24 protein-coding genes are annotated in these 16,527 nt (G+C 46.0%); 7 read left to right on the forward strand and 17 right to left on the reverse strand.

The genetic code is table 11. The features are described from left to right. Positions 1–203: 203 nt before the first annotated feature. From HXW94_RS04700 to HXW94_RS04725, 6 genes are all read left to right on the forward strand, one after another. Positions 204–1,166: a sigma-70 family RNA polymerase sigma factor gene (locus tag HXW94_RS04700; RefSeq protein WP_178365741.1), complete on the forward strand. Its 963-nt coding sequence runs from the start codon at positions 204–206 to the stop codon at positions 1,164–1,166. 37 nt (positions 1,167–1,203) lie between these two features. Next, positions 1,204–2,964, forward strand: a complete 1,761-nt coding sequence (locus HXW94_RS04705) for a tetratricopeptide repeat protein (RefSeq protein WP_178365742.1) — start codon at positions 1,204–1,206, stop codon at positions 2,962–2,964. Beyond that, positions 2,961–3,725 carry a LolA family protein gene (locus HXW94_RS04710; protein ID WP_178365743.1) on the forward strand — a complete coding sequence of 255 codons (765 nt, stop codon included), beginning with the start codon at positions 2,961–2,963 and terminating at the stop codon, positions 3,723–3,725. Before HXW94_RS04705 ends, HXW94_RS04710 begins: the two co-directional genes overlap by 4 nt. Positions 3,726–3,786: 61 nt before the next feature. After that, entirely contained in the window at positions 3,787–4,653 is an 867-nt protein-coding gene (locus HXW94_RS04715; RefSeq protein ID WP_178365744.1) for an Mrp/NBP35 family ATP-binding protein, read from the forward strand. Between the two features lie 72 nt (positions 4,654–4,725). Then, positions 4,726–4,884: a hypothetical protein gene (locus HXW94_RS04720; RefSeq protein WP_218576571.1), complete on the forward strand. Its 159-nt coding sequence runs from the start codon at positions 4,726–4,728 to the stop codon at positions 4,882–4,884. Positions 4,885–4,906: 22 nt separating this feature from the next. Beyond that, on the forward strand, positions 4,907–5,632 hold the full coding sequence (locus HXW94_RS04725; protein ID WP_178365746.1) for a UPF0280 family protein: 726 nt from the start codon (positions 4,907–4,909) through the stop codon (positions 5,630–5,632). A 16-nt stretch (positions 5,633–5,648) separates the two neighbouring features. On the opposite strand, the gene HXW94_RS04730 is transcribed toward HXW94_RS04725, so the two are convergent. The 6 genes from HXW94_RS04730 to HXW94_RS04755 all read right to left on the reverse strand — a co-directional run bounded on the left by HXW94_RS04730 (position 5,649) and on the right by HXW94_RS04755 (position 8,908). Beyond that, the gene (locus HXW94_RS04730) at positions 5,649–6,035 is read right to left on the reverse strand and encodes a response regulator (RefSeq protein ID WP_178365747.1); all 387 of its coding nucleotides are present in this window, start codon (positions 6,033–6,035) and stop codon (positions 5,649–5,651) included. Positions 6,036–6,128: 93 nt separating this feature from the next. After that, positions 6,129–6,617 carry a chemotaxis protein CheD gene (locus tag HXW94_RS04735; protein WP_178365748.1) on the reverse strand — a complete coding sequence of 163 codons (489 nt, stop codon included), beginning with the start codon at positions 6,615–6,617 and terminating at the stop codon, positions 6,129–6,131. Between the two features lie 39 nt (positions 6,618–6,656). Beyond that, entirely contained in the window at positions 6,657–7,451 is a 795-nt protein-coding gene (locus HXW94_RS04740; RefSeq protein WP_178365749.1) for a CheR family methyltransferase, read from the reverse strand. 67 nt (positions 7,452–7,518) lie between these two features. After that, positions 7,519–7,974, reverse strand: a complete 456-nt coding sequence (locus HXW94_RS04745) for a chemotaxis protein CheX (RefSeq protein WP_178365750.1) — start codon at positions 7,972–7,974, stop codon at positions 7,519–7,521. Beyond that, complete coding sequence (locus tag HXW94_RS04750) at positions 7,928–8,353, reverse strand: response regulator (RefSeq protein WP_178365751.1); 426 nt, start codon at positions 8,351–8,353, stop codon at positions 7,928–7,930. The genes HXW94_RS04745 and HXW94_RS04750 overlap by 47 nt, the downstream gene beginning before the upstream one ends. A gap of 75 nt (positions 8,354–8,428) precedes the next feature. After that, positions 8,429–8,908, reverse strand: coding sequence for a chemotaxis protein CheD (locus HXW94_RS04755; RefSeq protein WP_178365752.1), 480 nt, complete (start codon positions 8,906–8,908; stop codon positions 8,429–8,431). 79 nt (positions 8,909–8,987) lie between these two features. On the opposite strand from HXW94_RS04755, the gene HXW94_RS19815 reads away from it, so the two are divergent. Then, on the forward strand, positions 8,988–9,116 hold the full coding sequence (locus HXW94_RS19815; protein WP_281357801.1) for a hypothetical protein: 129 nt from the start codon (positions 8,988–8,990) through the stop codon (positions 9,114–9,116). An 89-nt stretch (positions 9,117–9,205) separates the two neighbouring features. Here the strand turns inward: HXW94_RS19815 and HXW94_RS04760 are convergent, their stop codons facing one another. The 11 genes from HXW94_RS04760 to rfaE2 form a co-directional block, all read right to left on the reverse strand. Further along, positions 9,206–10,555, reverse strand: a complete 1,350-nt coding sequence (locus tag HXW94_RS04760; protein WP_178365753.1) for a CBS domain-containing protein — start codon at positions 10,553–10,555, stop codon at positions 9,206–9,208. Between the two features lie 53 nt (positions 10,556–10,608). Continuing rightward, positions 10,609–11,580 carry an AAA family ATPase gene (locus HXW94_RS04765; RefSeq protein ID WP_178365754.1) on the reverse strand — a complete coding sequence of 324 codons (972 nt, stop codon included), beginning with the start codon at positions 11,578–11,580 and terminating at the stop codon, positions 10,609–10,611. Positions 11,581–11,616: 36 nt separating this feature from the next. After that, complete coding sequence (locus HXW94_RS04770; protein ID WP_246293748.1) at positions 11,617–11,820, reverse strand: hypothetical protein; 204 nt, start codon at positions 11,818–11,820, stop codon at positions 11,617–11,619. 34 nt (positions 11,821–11,854) lie between these two features. Beyond that, complete coding sequence (locus HXW94_RS04775; protein ID WP_178365755.1) at positions 11,855–12,259, reverse strand: PilZ domain-containing protein; 405 nt, start codon at positions 12,257–12,259, stop codon at positions 11,855–11,857. 163 nt (positions 12,260–12,422) lie between these two features. Continuing rightward, the gene (gene atpE, locus HXW94_RS04780; RefSeq protein WP_178365756.1) at positions 12,423–12,692 is read right to left on the reverse strand and encodes an ATP synthase F0 subunit C; all 270 of its coding nucleotides are present in this window, start codon (positions 12,690–12,692) and stop codon (positions 12,423–12,425) included. Between the two features lie 88 nt (positions 12,693–12,780). Then, the gene (atpB, locus tag HXW94_RS04785) at positions 12,781–13,470 is read right to left on the reverse strand and encodes a F0F1 ATP synthase subunit A (RefSeq protein WP_178365757.1); all 690 of its coding nucleotides are present in this window, start codon (positions 13,468–13,470) and stop codon (positions 12,781–12,783) included. A 1-nt stretch (position 13,471) separates the two neighbouring features. Next, positions 13,472–13,873 carry an ATP synthase subunit I gene (locus HXW94_RS04790; RefSeq protein ID WP_178365758.1) on the reverse strand — a complete coding sequence of 134 codons (402 nt, stop codon included), beginning with the start codon at positions 13,871–13,873 and terminating at the stop codon, positions 13,472–13,474. Further along, positions 13,873–14,094, reverse strand: a complete 222-nt coding sequence (locus tag HXW94_RS04795) for an AtpZ/AtpI family protein (RefSeq protein WP_178365823.1) — start codon at positions 14,092–14,094, stop codon at positions 13,873–13,875. The genes HXW94_RS04790 and HXW94_RS04795 overlap by 1 nt, the downstream gene beginning before the upstream one ends. 113 nt (positions 14,095–14,207) lie before the next feature. Further along, positions 14,208–15,257, reverse strand: coding sequence for a selenide, water dikinase SelD (selD, locus tag HXW94_RS04800; RefSeq protein WP_178365759.1), 1,050 nt, complete (start codon positions 15,255–15,257; stop codon positions 14,208–14,210). Positions 15,258–15,269: 12 nt separating this feature from the next. Next, positions 15,270–16,052: a peptidoglycan editing factor PgeF gene (gene pgeF, locus HXW94_RS04805; RefSeq protein WP_178365760.1), complete on the reverse strand. Its 783-nt coding sequence runs from the start codon at positions 16,050–16,052 to the stop codon at positions 15,270–15,272. Then, positions 16,039–16,527 (reverse strand): D-glycero-beta-D-manno-heptose 1-phosphate adenylyltransferase, encoded by a 489-nt coding sequence (gene rfaE2, locus HXW94_RS04810; RefSeq protein ID WP_218576572.1) that lies wholly within the window; start codon positions 16,525–16,527, stop codon positions 16,039–16,041. The genes pgeF and rfaE2 overlap by 14 nt, the downstream gene beginning before the upstream one ends.

Genomic DNA, 16,527 nt, shown 5'->3' on the forward strand with positions numbered 1-16,527 from the left:
GCTTTCCCTATGACTTAGGAACTTGCTTATAGATTATGATACATGCATCCTCCAATTTTTTTGACAACCTTCTATTATACCACATAAGTTTTATAAGTTTATCAATTCATTTGCAAACCACTATAGTAATATGTAACTATATCGCATCCAGGCAAAGTATGATATTAATAAAGCTTAATTCAATTAAATTTAAAGGTGCCTACATGGAAAATATTGTTGACCCCAAAAAACCTGCAGTTACCAAGAAACTGACCAAGAAGGACTTTCTGGTACCCGCAGGCAAAACCAGGACCGGCACCTCAAAAGCCCTGGTTAAATCCGATCCCATTCAAAGTTACCTTAATGAAATCAATCGATATAAACTGTTAACCCGGGAACAGGAAATAGAGTTGGGCCGGCGCATTCAGGAGGATAATGACCAGGAAGCCGCCTATATAATGACCACGTCCAACCTGCGCCTGGTAGTAAAAATTGCTTTAGAATTTCAACGTATCTGGATGCAGAATCTTCTTGACCTCATCCAGGAGGGCAATATCGGTCTTGTCCGGGCCGTAAAAAAATTTGATCCGTATAAAAATGTCAAATTTTCCTATTATGCATCATTTTGGATCAAGGCATATATCCTTAAATTCATCATGGACAACTGGCGAATGGTCAAAATCGGCACCACCCAGGGACAGCGTAAGCTGTTTTTTAGATTAAAAAAAGAAAAGCAGATGCTCATTGAACAGGGGTTTGATCCCAAACCCAAGATGTTATCCGAACGTCTGGGGGTGTCTGAACAGGAGGTGGTAGATATGGACCAGCGCCTGGCCAACTGGGATCTTTCCCTGGATGAACCGCTTAAAGATGATTCCAATACCGAGCGCATTGAATTTATTAACGTTGATTCGGACTCCTCCGAAGATCGCCTGGCAAAGAAAGAGATCGAAGATATCCTGTACACGAAAGTGGCGGAATTTAAAAAAAATCTGAACGCACGCGAACTGGATATTTTTGAACGCAGAATTTTTTCCGACTCTCCCGAAACGTTGCAGCAAATTGGTGAAGTCTACAATATTTCAAGAGAACGGGTCCGGCAGATCGAAAACAACATCATAAAAAAAATGAAAGCATACTTTAAAAAAGATATGCCGGATTTTGACATGTATGACCATGATCAATAATGGTCGCATTCCAAGCGTTTAAAAAGGCATTTCGTTCATGAAACACCTTACAGTGTGTACCTTGGCTCTGGCTTTAATCTTAAGTTTTTTTTCCGTTTCAGGCTGTATTAAAGAATCGGGAACGTCCGGCCTGGAACAGACCGGCAGTAAACATATTGCCGATCAGGAACTTACGTTGAACCGGAACAATGATTTTCAGGCGTCATACTACTACCTTTTGGCGCGGCGCTACGATAATAAAAATGAAATCCACCAGGCACAAAAAGCGCTGGAAATAGCCATTGCAAAGGATCCGGACTCCTCTTTTCTCCAACGCGAATACATCATCGGTCTGCAGAATCAAAAAAAGTCAGGTCAGGCTCTAACCCTGGCCGAAGATCTGGCGGAAAACGATCCGAACGATGTGGAAAATCTGATACTGCTTGCCCGGCTTAAAAAAGGGGATGAAAAGGAGATGACCAGCCTGCTGGAGCGAATACTGCAGCTGGCTCCCGAAAATAAAGAAACTTTTTTACGGTTGGGCAAAGTGTATATGGATGAGGGCATGACCCTGAAGGCCATGAATCTGTTTTCCCGTATGGTAAGCAAATTTCCAGACTATTATGTTGCCCATTTCTATCTGGGAGAGAGCCGGCGGATGGCTGATCAGCCTGCAGCGGCCAAAGAATCTTACCTTAGAACCCTTGAACTGGAACCCGATCTTTTAGAACCCCGGTTCCGGCTGGTGGACGTATATAAAGCCATGGGTGAAAAAAAAAATAAGTCAGACATTATAGCCGTTCTCAAAGAGATTCTCGATTTTGACCCTGGAAATGAAAGAGCTCTGATAGAACTTGGCCTGTTCTATTTTAATACCAAGAATTATCAAAAGGCTGACGATATATTTGTCGCACTTGGCCGGGAAATCATGGAAAATTCCGACCTGTTGGTAAATATTGTCCAGATCCTGATACCAGAGCATCGGTACCAGGATGCCGTTACGATATTGTCCCAGATCAGGAAAATACGCCCCGGGAATGCCAACATCGATTTTTTTCTGGGAATGGCTTATGAAGGTTTAAAAAAACCGGGTAAAGCCATTGAGTATTATCTTAAAGTCACGCCCGATCACCCCCAGTATAAAAAAACAATTTTAAGTATTGCTTTTCTCTACAAGGACATGAATCGCATAGTAGAAGCAATTCAATTCCTGGAACAACACCACAGGCAAAGCCCGGCAGACATTGATATCACCGCTTACCTGGCCTCATTTTACCAGGAGAACAACCGTTACGATATCGCCGTCACCATGCTTGAGCGTGCATTAAAAGAAACCCCCAAAAATACGGCGTTACTGTTTAAGCTTGGTACTGTCATGGATGCGGCAGGACACCGCCGGAAAAGCATTGAAACCATGAATACCATTATAAGAATAGATCCCAAACATGCCTCGGCACTCAATTACCTGGGATATACCTATGCGGAAATGGGCATTCATCTTGATCAGGCCCTGGAACTGGTACAGCGTGCCCTTGCGATCCGTCCCGAAGACGGCTATATCACAGACAGTCTGGGGTGGGTGTATTATAAAAAACAGGAATATGACAAGGCGGTTTTCTATCTTGAAAAAGCCGTTGCGCTATCGAATTATGAAACCGTTATCACCATTCATCTGGCAGATGCCTACCTTAAAACAGGAGAGCGGGAAAAGGCGATTGCCATGTATAAAAAAGCCCTTAACAATGCCGGAGAGGATCAGAAAAAAGAGATCCGGGAAATTGAGGAAAAACTCAAAAAATTGGAACATTTAGGGCAATGACAAGGGCCTTTTGGCGTTCAGGCGTTTGTATTATATTCCTTTTTTTTGTCATATTGACAGGATCAGGTTGCGCCCTGCTTGGACACCAATTCGGGAAACAGACAGACGCCCATGCTGAAGATATTATAAACCGCATCCAGGCGTTCAATGCACAGATCTCCACATCCAAGGGGACAGCTGAACTGATGTTGGCCCGGGGCTTTCGAAATCAAAAGTATAAAATTGCCTGGGCTGCCCAATCGCCCAACCGGCTGCGCATGACCCTGCTCATGTCCGGTCACCCGGTTGAAACCATTGCGTCTACCGGCCAGTGGGTCACTTTTGTTTCTCATACCGGTACTCACAAACCCCATTCAGCCGTATCTACAGATCCGGATCTTGATCCTTACATCAATATCCCGTTGCGTCTGTCTGAATTGGTCAGCCTGCTTCTTGGAAAGGTGCCGGGACGCCCTTTTGATCGGGCCTGGGTTCTTCCTGAACAGCCGGGTACTGTTTTTGCTTCACAGTCATTTTCCTCAGAAATTCAGGAATGGGTAACAAACGAAAGCGGGAGGACCATCAGATATCGGGTGCTGGACAAAGACAAAAATATAATTTTCGGAATATGGTATTCCCAATTTTTCAACCGCGATAATTTCATTCTACCCAGGATGATAACCATAAAAGACGGCGCGCAAAATGTCATAAAAATTTACTTGAAAAATATTATGCCCAATATTCCTGTAAAAGAATCGGTATTCAGGTTGACAGGATCATGAAAATGAACATATTTAGACGGTGTTATTATTACCAAACCTCATAAGGAGATAAATATAAATCATGATTCACAAAAATGTTGACGAGGCTAAAAAATCCCGGCAGCCCCAAAATGACGCTGCAAAACAGCAGGCCGAAATGGACGCGATGATCAAGGACAATCTGGCCAAAATCAAAAACAAAATATTTGTTCTGTCAGGCAAAGGCGGTGTGGGCAAAAGTTCCGTATCAGCGAACCTGGCAGCAACCCTTGCAAAAAAAGGATATAAAACAGGGCTGATGGATGTGGATGTCCATGGGCCTTCCATTGCCCAGATGTTCAACATAACCGAGCTGTTGGATATTGCCCCTGACAGCAAGCAGCTGTTGCCCAGACAGATCAACGAAAATCTTACGGTGGTCAGTGTGCAGGCGTTGATGCAGGACAAGGACCAGGCTGTTATATGGAGAGGCCCTGCCAAAACCGGCATTATCAAGCAGTTTGTAGGTTCGGTTGCCTGGGGAACGTTGGATTATCTGGTCATCGACGCCCCTCCGGGCACCGGAGATGAACCGCTCACTGTGGTACAGACCATTCCGGATGCCAAAGGCATCATCGTGACCACGCCCCAGGAAGTGGCCCTTGCAGACATCCGCAAATCCATTTCATTTTGTAAAACCGTAAAAATGGAAACCCTTGGTGTACTGGAAAATATGGCCGGATTTACCTGTCCGCACTGCAATAAACATATTGATCTTTTTAAAAGCGGCGGCGGAGAAAGAACCGCCAAGGCACAGGGCTTAAATTTCCTGGGCTCCATCCCCTTTGACACCCGTGTCGTAGAATCCGGAGATGAAGGGGTGCCCGTGATGATGTATGAAGCGCCTGGTCCTTTTAAAGACGCATTTGAAAAGGTAGTTGAGAATATCATTAAGCAATTTGAAGGCTAATTAATTCATTGAATTTTGGAAAAACACCCCGGGTATTAAAAGCCCGCCTTGAACAAAGGGAAACCCAAATCCTTGGCACCCGGGCCTCTCTTTCCCAAAATGCTGTTCGGCGGTATTCGGAAAAAAGATCTGATACCGAATATCGCCTTAATTTTTATCATGATGACGGACTCCTATTTTATCCGCCAGGCCCCGGATCATTTGTGCCCTACCCCCATTGACTGGGTATAAGGCCGGCATACTGGAAATATCAATGTTTGAAAATCGCAAAATTTATCGTGTTTGCCATCAAAAACAAGGATTGGTCGCCTTTAATGTAACCGTAAAAGAAACCAACCTCAATATCCAGGCCGATTCGGATCTTACCGAACAGGCCACACGCGCTATCCTGGCCCACCGCCAGTACATTGAAAATCACATCACTCGCTTTCCACGGTTTGCCGACAGCCTGACACCGTTGCCCGACCCGGGGATTGTTCCTAAAATTATTTCTGAAATGACCATGGCGGCAAAAACTGCCGGTGTCGGCCCCATGGCAGCCGTGGCAGGCGCTGTGGCCCAGAGCGTGGGAAGAGATTTGCTTCAATGGTCTTCAAATGTCCTGGTGGAAAATGGCGGTGATATTTTCATAAAATCAAATACCCAAACCATATTTACCATTTATGCCGGGTCATCCCCCTTGAGCATGAAAACCGGTATTAAAGTGGCCCGGCGACCTACGTCGTTTGCCATGTGTACCTCCTCGGGCTCCGTGGGGCATTCCAAAAGTTTTGGTAAAGCTGATGCCGTATCTGTACTGGCAGATTGCTGTGCCCTGGCCGATGCTGCAGCCACATCCCTTTGCAATAAAATTCAGACCCCCAAAGACATTGAAAGAGCCATTGCCATAGGCAAGAGCATGGCGGGTGTCCAGGGTATTGTCATTATTTCAGGTAAACAGATTGGGTTGTGGGGCGCCCTGGAACTGGTCAAACTGTGACGCAGGTTTGAAAAATTTAGTATTTTCTCCATCTTTCCACCCTTTCAAAGGCGGATGCCGCATTCTGTCTTAATGTCGCAATATTGACCGGTTTTTTAAAATAATCCTCAAACCCGGCCTCCCTGCACTCAGCCAGCTGAAAAATGGAAGCATATCCGGTGATGGCATACAGCACTGCCATGGGGGCCAATTTTTTTATTTTTCGGCACAGTTCAATACCGTCCATTTCGGGCAGATTCAAATCGATGAACATCACATGAATGCTTTCATTTTCCAGGATATTCAGCGCTTCTTGACCACTCTGGGCCGTTTTAACCTCATACCCGTCCCTGGAAAGGGATTGTTTTAACAGGGTAAGAATAGCTCTTTCATCATCTACCACCAGTATTTTCCGGGAGGCCATTATTATTTTCTCCTTTTAATTTAATAGTATAGGAATTTTCATTCTCCAGCACCCAGCACCCACTACCTAACAGCCCGCCCAAAGGGCGCTAATTTAATAATAGTCGTACGGATACCAATCCTCATTGCGAAGGGTATCTACCTTGAGTACGGCTGTTTCATTGGTATCGGTGTTGAATACAATTTTTCTGCCTTTTTCTCCCCCCACATCTTCGGACACCAGGGAAATGGCGTATCTGGAAAGAATATTTCTGGCCGTGCGGACATTTTCTTGGCCGATATCCCGGTCCAGGCTGCCCGGATATCGGGCCCCTCCAAAAAGCTGGGCCTCCAGATGCCGGGGAGAAGCGCCCCACGCTGCCATCATCCGGACCAGGGTAACACACGCCACGTTGCCGTAGATAGGGGTTGTCTCGCCTTTTTTGTTGATAAAAGGAAACTGGAACAGGTTCATGCCTCCAAATTTATTTTTTCGATCATACAGACACAGCGCCACTCCCGAACCGATGACCGCTGATATGCTCCGTCCCCCATCCGGTACCACAATATAACCCGGCTGCAAAAAATAGTGTTCGTTAGCCATCTGGTAAATAGTTTTTTGGGTATGGGGGCTGATCCTTGCTCACAGCACCCCCGTTTTTTTTCGATACCCGCTGGGCAACACGGATACCAGGTCGTGATCAAGCCCGTGAAGGCCTTCGGCCATTCCCACAAAAAAGAGCCCGCCCGGCTTCAGTGCCCGGCACAGACGGTCAACCACCTTCTGCCGGGTCCTTTTATCAAAATAAATCATCACATTTCTGCAAAAAATAACATCATAGATATCAGAGGGCGTGTCGGACAGCAAATTGAATTTTTGAAATGCAACCAATTGCCTCACCTCAGGTTTCACGCGTACATGGTCAACCCAGTCTTTTTTTCCTTTTTGGAAATAGGCGTGGAGCATGAATTTGGGGACATTTTTCACCTTGTCTTTGTGATAGACGGCGGCCCGGCCCTGATCAAGCATGGAGTCGGAAATATCCGAAGCGTTTATGGTAAAAGAAAAGTTGTTCTCAAGCAGCTGAATCGCAATGGAATAGGCTTCTTCTCCGCTGCTTGACGCCGCACTCCAGATCCTGAGGGGGAGCGCGGCATCCAGTGTTTTGACCAAGTATTCGCAATGCCGGTTCTCCCTGAAAAAAAAGGTGTGATTGGTGGTGGTGGCATCAATAAATTCTGCAAATTCGACCTCATCCCGGCCCAACCGATCAATGTAATCCGAAGCATTGGTGATTCGGGTGATGCGCATGCGCTTGCTCAACCGGGCCACAAGCAGGCGGTATTTTTTTTCATTCAGCACAACGCCCGACGTGTCATATACGATCTTGGACAATTTTCGATACTGTGAATCGGTAAGTTTTGTATTCTGAATCATGATTTCGGGACCTGGATTTTAACCCACTTTTTGAGGCGTTGGGCAAAAATAATATCGTCCATCCGTTTCAGGCTTGGAGGTCCAGAACCGCTACGATTTTAGCATCCGCCACGTTGATCACGGCTGCCGGAAGTTCGGAAGGAACTGTTTCCCCGTCCACAATTTCCGGTATTCCAAGATCAAAGCCATGACCGGAATCCAGTTTTCGAAGGGCATTGCCGCACACCATATTGAGCAGTTCCTTCAAGGTGCCGTATTTCAACTCCCGGGTCAATTTGTCACCCGGCTCTCCCATGAAATTTTCCGTCATTTCCGACAGTAAATTTCCCGGGACCATCATCACCAGACGGCCCGACATGTCGCCGGTAAACGCCAGGGCTGCCGAAGGGGTATCCGCTTGATCCAGCAAGCCGGCGTCCAGAAGCATACCCTCTTTTTCCTGCTCTGCAGGCAGAAAAAACATGGTTTCCACCACTTCAGAAATCGAGGTCATCATCGCTTTCATCAATTGTGTCTTCATCATCGACTTCTCCTATTATGGGTACCATTACATCCCGAATTGATTCTGCTGTAAAGGGTTTGGTTACATATCCGGCAGCCCCGCTTTCCATGAACTGTGCAATCCTGTCCTTATTGCCCTCAGTGGAAACCACGATAAACGGAATGTCTCTGAGCATCTCCTCTTTTTTGGCTTTTAAAATAAAATCCAGACCGTTCATTACCGGCATATTATAGTCGGTCAGCACCACATCCACCCAGTTGTGGCGCATCATTTCCAGGGCTGCCTGCCCGTTCTCGGCCTCCAGGATCTCTGATCCGCCATACCCTGCCGCTCCCAGCGTCTTTTTAATTACCGACCGCATGGGCAGGGAATCGTCCACGATCAATATTGAATACACCATTGTGTAGCCTGTCCTTTTTTATTCATTTCAATTACCCCCCTCTTTATCCCTGATTGATGAACCGTTCAAGGGAAATCATACCTTCTCCTCCTTTGATCCGGATGTTTTGATGAAGATATCACCGGTTCCGATGTCCAGACGCACAGTACGGTTTACATTGCCGCCCACCTGTTCTTTGTCAATGAGTACTTTATTTTTCATAAAAATTTTCCTCAGGGCCATGTAATTGCGTTTTCCGATATTAAAAAAGCCTTTCTGGTCCAGAATTTCCGCTCCTCCGGCAACAAATATCTTGATCCGCTGCTTCTTGGCTCCCAGTTTATACGCCGACTTAAACAGCCGTGGGATGCCTGTATCGGCAAACATAAAGGGCCTTATAACCGCCTTGTCTCTGTCAATCTTGGAATCCGGCAGCATGTAGTGAAGCAGACCGCCCACCTGGACAGCGGGATCGTAGATCACCAGGCCGATGCAGGAGCCAAGGGAATAGGTCACGATGCTTTCCTGAACGTTATTGCTCACTATCATATCTGCCACACCAACGATCCGTTTCATCCGTTCACATCTCCACCTTGTTTGGCACTGTTGTGTTTACCGATCATCTGCCATCTGATTTTCCTCTGGTCAATCATGCATGCCCGATTTCAGGTTGTTGGAAATCTTCAAATTTATCATCGTCAATCTGGAATCTTTTGCCTGGCTGCCGCTTGCCATGGCCAATGGCCCCGGCAACCGGTCGGCTCTGCTGAATCTGGCGGGTTAGGCGTAGTATTTTTTTGTTGTGTGGACTCTCAGATAGGAATCGATCTTAAGTAAGCCACACGGTAGTTAAGAGAATCAGGGATGGTCAACCTAGGTTTTTACAAGTTCCTTCTGAATCTCTGATTCAGCAGGGGGCGTTGACTCAGGTAATATATCATAGAAATACATCATGATATCAGACCGGGTGATGATACCGATAATTTTCCCCTCTTTCATAACGGGAATTCTTCCGATATCATGCCTAATCATGAGGCGGGCCGCTTCAAAAGCACTTTTATCATATTCAATGGTGACGATATTCCGGCTCATAATGGCTTTAATCGGGGATTGCATCTGTTTTGGCTTTTTGACTTTTCTGAAATCACGTCTTGAAACAACGCCCACAAGATTATCATCATCGTCCATAACAGGCATGCCTGAACATCCCATCTCCCGCAACATCATGGCCACCTCCCCTACTGAGCTGCGTGCGTTTACCGTTACCACAGGGTATGACATAATATCGGAAAGCATAACCGAGGAATACCGGTTGCCTTTGAGCAATTCCAAAATGGTTTCTAATAATGCATCCGGATTCGCGCCCTTGACCAGAGCAGACCCTGCGCCGGGATGGCCGCCACCGCCAAGCGAGCGCATAAGCACGCCAATGTTGATTTCATCCACCCCGCTTCTACCGATTACCATACATTTATTTTTTTCCACGTCTCTGAATATGCCAATGGCCACGTCCACGTTCATCAGTTCCCGGTACATCTGCATCACCATGGCCAGATTTTCAACCCGGCCGTGGATTTCCATTTGGCAGACACTCAGTGAAAAGCCGTTAACTTCACTTCGTTCTGCCTGCTGTATCATATTAAAAAGGATCTCTTTTTGTTTTTTACCGTAAGCCGGTTGCAAAAAGGTGCCCAGAATATTGAGATCTGCATTGCGGTCCAGCAGAAATCCTGCAGCATAAGCGTCTTCAGGACGGGTGGTTGGGTAGGATAGATGCCCTGTATCTTCATAAATGCCGATTAAGAATAAAGTGGCCTGAATCGGGGTGATCGTTTTACGTTCTTTTTCAATCTGTTGGACAAACAGGGTAACTGCCGCGCCGGTCTGGGAAAGATGTGACTCTCCGGCTTCAATATCTCCTTCTTTGTGGTGGTCCCAGACAATAATATCAAGGTCTGATTTTTTTGATAAACCGCTTAATTGCGGATCTAAACGAGACCACGAATGGGTGTCTACACAGATAAGCGTATCTACAGTATCCAAATCCACTTCTTTGGGTGCCCACAAATCAAAAAGATCTTTGTGAATAGCTAAAAAATTTTTAAGATTGGCATTAATTGTTGCCGGAAGGATAGGCTTTGCATCGGGATATATGATGGTAGCTGCCACAAGGCATGACAGGGCATCAAAATCAGAACCTTTATGTGTGGTGATGATTTTCATAGGGTCGCATTCTTTGATGTGGCTAAACCTGGTTCAAAAAAATATATTTATTATTATTTTATAGATGAGTTCTTCTTACGAAGAGCGAATTCATTTTCAGATACTTTGCGAACCAGAATCCGATAATCTTCCGAAGCGGTTGAGCCTGGTGCAAACTCAAAAATGGTTTTTCCAAAGGAAGGCGCTTCGGCTAGACTTTCATTATATCGAATAGGTTTACATAATTGTTGGGGATACAATTTTTTAAGTTGATCGTACAGCATCTTTGGCCCCTTAATTCGCAAATCAAGGAATGTGGGTAAAATGTATTTTAAGTGAACTTCATTTCTGTACTTTTGAATGGCACCAAGGCTTTTTATGAACTCGGACATCCCATGCAAAGACATAACTTCCAAGGCAACAGGCACCAGCACTTCGGTTGAATAAAAAAGGACATTAACAATCAACTGGTCCCATCCCGGAGATGTATCAATCAAAATAAAGTCAAACTGATTGTCCAAAGGACTTAGGGCTTCGGACAACGTAAATTCAGCACCAAAACTTTTTTTGTCAATAATACGTTTAACGCCTGCCAGGGATTTTCCGCCTGAAAGCAGCCATAGATTATTCCGTGCCTCGGTCAGGCAGTCGGAAATCGGCAATTCCCGGGTTAAAAGTTCGGTCAATCCGGCACCGGGTTTTTTTCCAAGAACATAAGAGGACTGTCCCTGGGTATCGGTATCCACTAGAAGAACTTTATATCCGGCTAAAGCAAGTCCTGCACCAAGATTTACACTGGTCGTGGTTTTGCCGACACCACCCTTGCTCAGGGTGATGCAGATCTTTCTGGCCACAGATCCGACTTGGCGTTGTTTACCGGCAGGTTTTTCTTCCGGTGTCATGAGAGAGGAGAGTTCTATGGGGAATTTAAATTTGCATGATTTGCAGTTCGCCATAATCGTTTTTTTGCCGGCTTCTGCAAAAGGTTTCAACCTATCAGGATTTACTTTATGAGTTTTGGCACATTTGGGACAGGTAATGATCACTGGTCCTTCTCCTTTTATAACTCGGCCATAATAGCATCAACAGCAATACTTGCCATTTTGCGCATGAAAACATGGACTGACATATTTTCCTTGGATTGATGTCCATGGAAGCTCTGAAACCGCTTCCGACAACCTATATTCACCTTCATCAGCGCTGCTTCTGTAGATAAGGCCGTCCAGCTCTCTTGTTGAACCGTCAGTGCCTAAAAGACTGTCCATGATATTTCTTTTTTCACTCATTCCAATGTTACCATTCTATTTATGGGCATTACAATCACTCTCCAAACAGGTCTTTAACTTTCAAGGCATTTACTTTGAGCTGCTCAAGGACCTGCTCCAACATTTTTTTATTTTCAGTACTCATATCCAGCCATTGAAATCCAAACTGAAAACGACCAGAATCATTCACGGAGCAGTGGATTGCCTTGACGCATATCCCTGTAATATAGAGATCCTCAATCCTTAACCGGGCATCATTAATAATCTGGCCGAAATAAAATTCAATACAAGAATTGACAATTACGGCAACACCACCTGCGGATAAATTATTTACTAAATATTCGTTTTCGCTAACGTTTATCCAAATATCATCTTTTAAGGAAACCGGCACCCGGAATAAATGGCGAACCTGGCCATTTTCTTCGGGTATCGGCTGGAAATCTATGGAATCTTCAGTCATTAGCTTTTATCCCGCGAATTGATGTAAATGTTATTTAAGAAATTTAATGCGTTATAATAAATGTATATCAGGATGCCCGTATCCATGCAAGAAAAAACAAAAGGGGCATCTCCATAAAGAGATCCCCCTTTTCTAAACGAATATATCGTTAAACAGCTGTGTATTAATGTCCGGCGAGTGCAGCAACTGCAGGACCGATTGCAGGATGAACGAACAGCAGGATCATCGCAACAACTAGCGCATAGATACACAGAGATTCGATCAGAGCAAGACCAATCAGCATGTTCACCTGGATTTTACCAGCTGCTTCAGGGTTTCTTGCAATACCAGCCATGGCACCATTCAAACCAAGACCCTGAGCAATGCCGCAACCAAATGCAGCGACACCAATGGCAAAAGCTGCTGCCCATACACTACCAACGAGAAATTCCATGAGATTTACTCCTTTAATAAAGTATTATAAACAAACGGGCTTCTTCCAAAATCCCGTACAAAGGCTTATTTTATTGTATTCATCAAGTTTAATGCGCTTCTTCAATGGCACCTGCGATGTACATGGTCGGCAGCAGGAAGAATACGATGGCCTGAATCAAAGATACAAGAATTCCCATTGCCATGATGGGAAGGGGTACCAGGAAAGGCCCGGCCAACATTAAAAGAATGCCTACCACCAGTTCATGGCCCATCATGTTGCCGAAAAGACGCAACGTCAGGGACAGTACTCGCGCCAGGTGACCGATGACTTCAATAACAAAGAAAAGCGGCATAAGAGCAGGTACAGGTCCTAAAAAGTGTTTAATATATTTTGCACCGTGTTTCTGGATACCAATCACATGACTCCAGGCCACAACAATGATGGCCAGGGCAACAGTGGTGTTAATAGAGGCTGTGGGCGGATAAAATCCGGGAACCAGGCCGAACAGGTTGCCTAAAAAAACAAACAGGAAAACAGTCAGCAGCAGCGGCGCAGAATCTCTTCCCTCTTCACCTGTGATACCAACCATAAACTCTTCAAGCCCGGAGAGGATTACCTCAAAAATATTCTGAACGGTCTTAGGAACAAAGGTGACACTTTTGCCGCCAATCCAACCGAAAAGAACAAGAACAATCATTGCAAGCCACATATAAGTGACATGCGGATGGGCACCTGCCCAATCTTCCAGACCAAACAAACCAAATAACGAAGTAAGAAATAGATATGGGTGTTCCACCTTAAACCGCCTCCCTGAATATAATCTTGGTTAATTCAATTGCAGCTGCTACAAACGTGCTTGCCACGACTACGGAAAGGCCTACCAGAAGGCCTGCCGGATGTACGCTACGGTTTGCAATCAGCAGGAATATAATCACTGCCGTCAACGCAAAACGCAAATAATATTTGACCAGAAGCGCACCGATCAGGGATTTTCCCTTTTCAAGCACCCGCTTCTGATTGATATTTTTGGTCACTGTTTTTTTAAGAACATGAAAGTTAATTGTTACAATAAACCCGCCCAGAAAAATGCCGAGATACACTTTCGGCGGAGCCAGAACCAATGCCGCAAGGCTTGACCCCAAAAACAGAACCCAGTTTGTTCGTGTGATAAAGTTTACTATTTTTTCAAGGTCTTCCATTAAAATTTTTCCGCTTTTTTTCCGGCCCTGATAATGTTGCTGAACCCGGCTGCGATGCCGAATCCAAGCCCCACCAGCAACAGAACGGGTTTTGTACCAAAAACAGTATCCAGCCAGTATCCCAGTGCCAGTCCGATGACAATGGCCAGAGCCACGGATATACCAAGACTTGCAAAATATCCCAGCTCACGAAAGGTTTTTCCCTTATCTTCCTCTGCCATTTTTATCAACCTTTCACCGGCAACTTGTTTGCCGATCCCGGCAACGTTGATTTTCAAATTATCTTGAGAGCAAATATCATATGATCCGGATGAAGTCAACGTGAAAAAAAATTTTACATAATATCAAGGAATCCATTGGTGTACGGCCCTCTAACCCGTCCGATCAACCTTGCCGGTATGCCGTTTTTTTCCATAATATCCGCACATTGCACCGCCTGATCCTGGGCCATAAAAAACAAAAGCCCGCCGGATGTCTGGGGATCGAACATCAAATCACTTCGCACCCGATCCATTCCTTTGGCCACACAGATATGCGGGGCAAAAAAACGTTTGTTTTTATGGGCACCGGCCGGAATCAGGCCCATGGCGGCAAAATCCATTACGCCGTCCAGCACCCCGATCTTTTCCGTATCAATTTCAATACGCAGCCCTGCGCCTTTGGCCGCTTCAATCAGGTGTCCGCCAAGCCCAAAGCCTGTGACATCAGTACAGGCATGTACATTAAAATCCTGAGCAATCAAGGCCGCATGTTTGTTCAGGGTTGACATGGTTTTTACAGCCTGCTTAACCTGGTTCTCGGATGCAAGTCCGCCTTTAACCGCTGTAGAGATAATGCCGGTACCAATGGGTTTAGTCAAAATGACGGCATCCCCCGCCTTTGCGCGGCTGTTGGTCCAGACCCGGTCCGGATGCACGATGCCGGTCACCGACAACCCGTACTTGATTTCAGGGTCATCCACGGAATGGCCGCCCACAAGCGTTGCGCCCGACTCTTTAATTTTATCAAGCCCGCCTTCAAGGATTCGGGGAAGAATGTCTGTTTCAAGGTCGCATGAGGGAAAACAGACAATATTCATCACTGTCATGGGCGTACCACCCATGGCATAAACATCGGACAATGAATTGGCCGCAGCAATCTGACCGAACTCATAGGGGTCATCAGCCACCGGCGTCAGAAAATCAAGGGTCTGGACAATGGCAGTCTCTTCGGACAGGCGGAATACACCGGCATCATCCGGGGGGTCAAGCCCGATGATCAAATCCGGGTGAGACGGCAGTTCAAGTGTTGATACGATTTTATCCAGGGCCCCTGGATCCAGTTTAGCAGCTCAACCCGCTGCTTTTACCGTACGCGTTAAAAAAATTTGTTCCGGTTTATCCATTATTTGTTGTCCTTAAATTGTAAGTGCAATCACTGCAGCAAAGCGCCCGGTGGTCTTGTTTGCCCTGAAAGAGTAAAACAGATCCGTACGGCACCGGGTACACAGCCCCATGGTTTCAATATGTTCATCCAACACTCCCTGTGCCCCAAGCTGATCCCGGGAAATTTGCCGGAAATCAAAATAGGGACGGTCTTTTTCCTTATAGTGCCACAATGATTTGGGAATTTCCTGCTTATAATTAATAAATTGTGCGCAGCAGGGGCCAAGGGATGGAGAAATGCCCGCCCGGATGCGTTCAGGGTTACACCCGAACCGTGTGACCATGGTATCGATGCAACGGCCTATAATATTTGCCACACTGCCCCGCCAGCCGGAATGGACATTGGCAATCACCTTTTTTTGCGGATCATACAGAACTACGGCCTGACAGTCTGCCACCTGAATCACAAGCCCTAAGCCTTTGAGGTTTGTAACCGCGGCATCTGCGTTAAATATTTTAGAAAGTGCCGCCCCCTGCCCTTTCCAGACAGCCCCTGCCACGTCTTTTTCTGATTTGATCACAGCAATGTCAGTGCCATGCACCTGATTTAAAAACAGAACCCGGGTCAGGCCTATGGATGAGAGCATCAACGCCCTGTTCCGGTTTACAATATCAGGGTCATCTCCGGTACTCAATCCGACATTCAATCCTTGAAAAGAACCGTTGCTGTATCCTTCGGCCCTGGAAAAAACGCCATGAACCAGTCCGGGGAAAAGATTCAGATGATCAAATGTTAAAGGCTTAGGCATCGCCATAAAATCTTTGTCCAATGCGTTCAATAATTTTTGATGTGGAAATGTTTTCCTCAAAAGCCACCCGCGCCACGCGTCCGCCGCAGCTTTTGACAAACTCGGCCCCAATAATTTTATCCTCGGGCCAGTCCGCCCCCTTGACCAGAACATGGGGAACAATGCTTCGGATCAAATTTTCCGGATCAGGCGCATCGAACAGCACCACATGATCCACACAACCTAGGGCCGCCACAACGCGGACGCGCTGCGCCTGACAGATCACCGGCCGAAGATCGCCTTTGATCTGCCGGACGGAAGCATCGGAATTCAGACCCAGAACCAGCACATCCCCGAATGACTTGGCTTTTTCAAGATAGGCCACATGGCCGGCATGAAGGATATCAAAGCAGCCGTTGGTAAACACAACGGTCCGGCCAAGGGTTGTGTATTCACGGGACAGACGGCACATCTCATCCAATGTAACAATTTTATTGTCCAT

The sequence above is a fragment of the Desulfobacter latus genome, assembly GCF_013389365.1.
Lineage (GTDB): Bacteria > Desulfobacterota > Desulfobacteria > Desulfobacterales > Desulfobacteraceae > Desulfobacter > Desulfobacter latus.

Bases quoted from the DNA above. Each gene is read 5' to 3' on its own strand.
- HXW94_RS04700 (WP_178365741.1), top strand. From the start codon at position 204: ATGGAAAATATTGTTGACCCCAAAAAACCTGCAGTTACCAAGAAACTG.
- HXW94_RS04750 (WP_178365751.1), bottom strand. From the start codon at position 8,353: ATGGTGTATTCAATATTGATCGTGGACGATTCCCTGCCCATGCGGTCG.
- HXW94_RS04775 (WP_178365755.1), bottom strand. From the start codon at position 12,259: ATGACTGAAGATTCCATAGATTTCCAGCCGATACCCGAAGAAAATGGC.
- HXW94_RS19815 (WP_281357801.1), top strand. From the start codon at position 8,988: ATGCCCGATTTCAGGTTGTTGGAAATCTTCAAATTTATCATCGTCAAT.
- HXW94_RS04725 (WP_178365746.1), top strand. From the start codon at position 4,907: ATGTTTGAAAATCGCAAAATTTATCGTGTTTGCCATCAAAAACAAGGA.
- HXW94_RS04715 (WP_178365744.1), top strand. From the start codon at position 3,787: ATGATTCACAAAAATGTTGACGAGGCTAAAAAATCCCGGCAGCCCCAA.
- HXW94_RS04745 (WP_178365750.1), bottom strand. From the start codon at position 7,974: ATGATGAAGACACAATTGATGAAAGCGATGATGACCTCGATTTCTGAA.
- HXW94_RS04790 (WP_178365758.1), bottom strand. From the start codon at position 13,873: ATGGAAGACCTTGAAAAAATAGTAAACTTTATCACACGAACAAACTGG.
- pgeF (WP_178365760.1), bottom strand. From the start codon at position 16,052: ATGGCGATGCCTAAGCCTTTAACATTTGATCATCTGAATCTTTTCCCC.
- HXW94_RS04740 (WP_178365749.1), bottom strand. From the start codon at position 7,451: ATGATTCAGAATACAAAACTTACCGATTCACAGTATCGAAAATTGTCC.
- HXW94_RS04770 (WP_246293748.1), bottom strand. From the start codon at position 11,820: ATGAGTGAAAAAAGAAATATCATGGACAGTCTTTTAGGCACTGACGGT.
- HXW94_RS04705 (WP_178365742.1), top strand. From the start codon at position 1,204: ATGAAACACCTTACAGTGTGTACCTTGGCTCTGGCTTTAATCTTAAGT.
- rfaE2 (WP_218576572.1), bottom strand. From the start codon at position 16,527: ATGGACAATAAAATTGTTACATTGGATGAGATGTGCCGTCTGTCCCGT.
- HXW94_RS04730 (WP_178365747.1), bottom strand. From the start codon at position 6,035: ATGGCCTCCCGGAAAATACTGGTGGTAGATGATGAAAGAGCTATTCTT.
- HXW94_RS04735 (WP_178365748.1), bottom strand. From the start codon at position 6,617: ATGGCTAACGAACACTATTTTTTGCAGCCGGGTTATATTGTGGTACCG.
- atpE (WP_178365756.1), bottom strand. From the start codon at position 12,692: ATGGAATTTCTCGTTGGTAGTGTATGGGCAGCAGCTTTTGCCATTGGT.
- HXW94_RS04795 (WP_178365823.1), bottom strand. From the start codon at position 14,094: ATGGCAGAGGAAGATAAGGGAAAAACCTTTCGTGAGCTGGGATATTTT.
- HXW94_RS04760 (WP_178365753.1), bottom strand. From the start codon at position 10,555: ATGAAAATCATCACCACACATAAAGGTTCTGATTTTGATGCCCTGTCA.
- HXW94_RS04755 (WP_178365752.1), bottom strand. From the start codon at position 8,908: ATGAAACGGATCGTTGGTGTGGCAGATATGATAGTGAGCAATAACGTT.
- HXW94_RS04710 (WP_178365743.1), top strand. From the start codon at position 2,961: ATGACAAGGGCCTTTTGGCGTTCAGGCGTTTGTATTATATTCCTTTTT.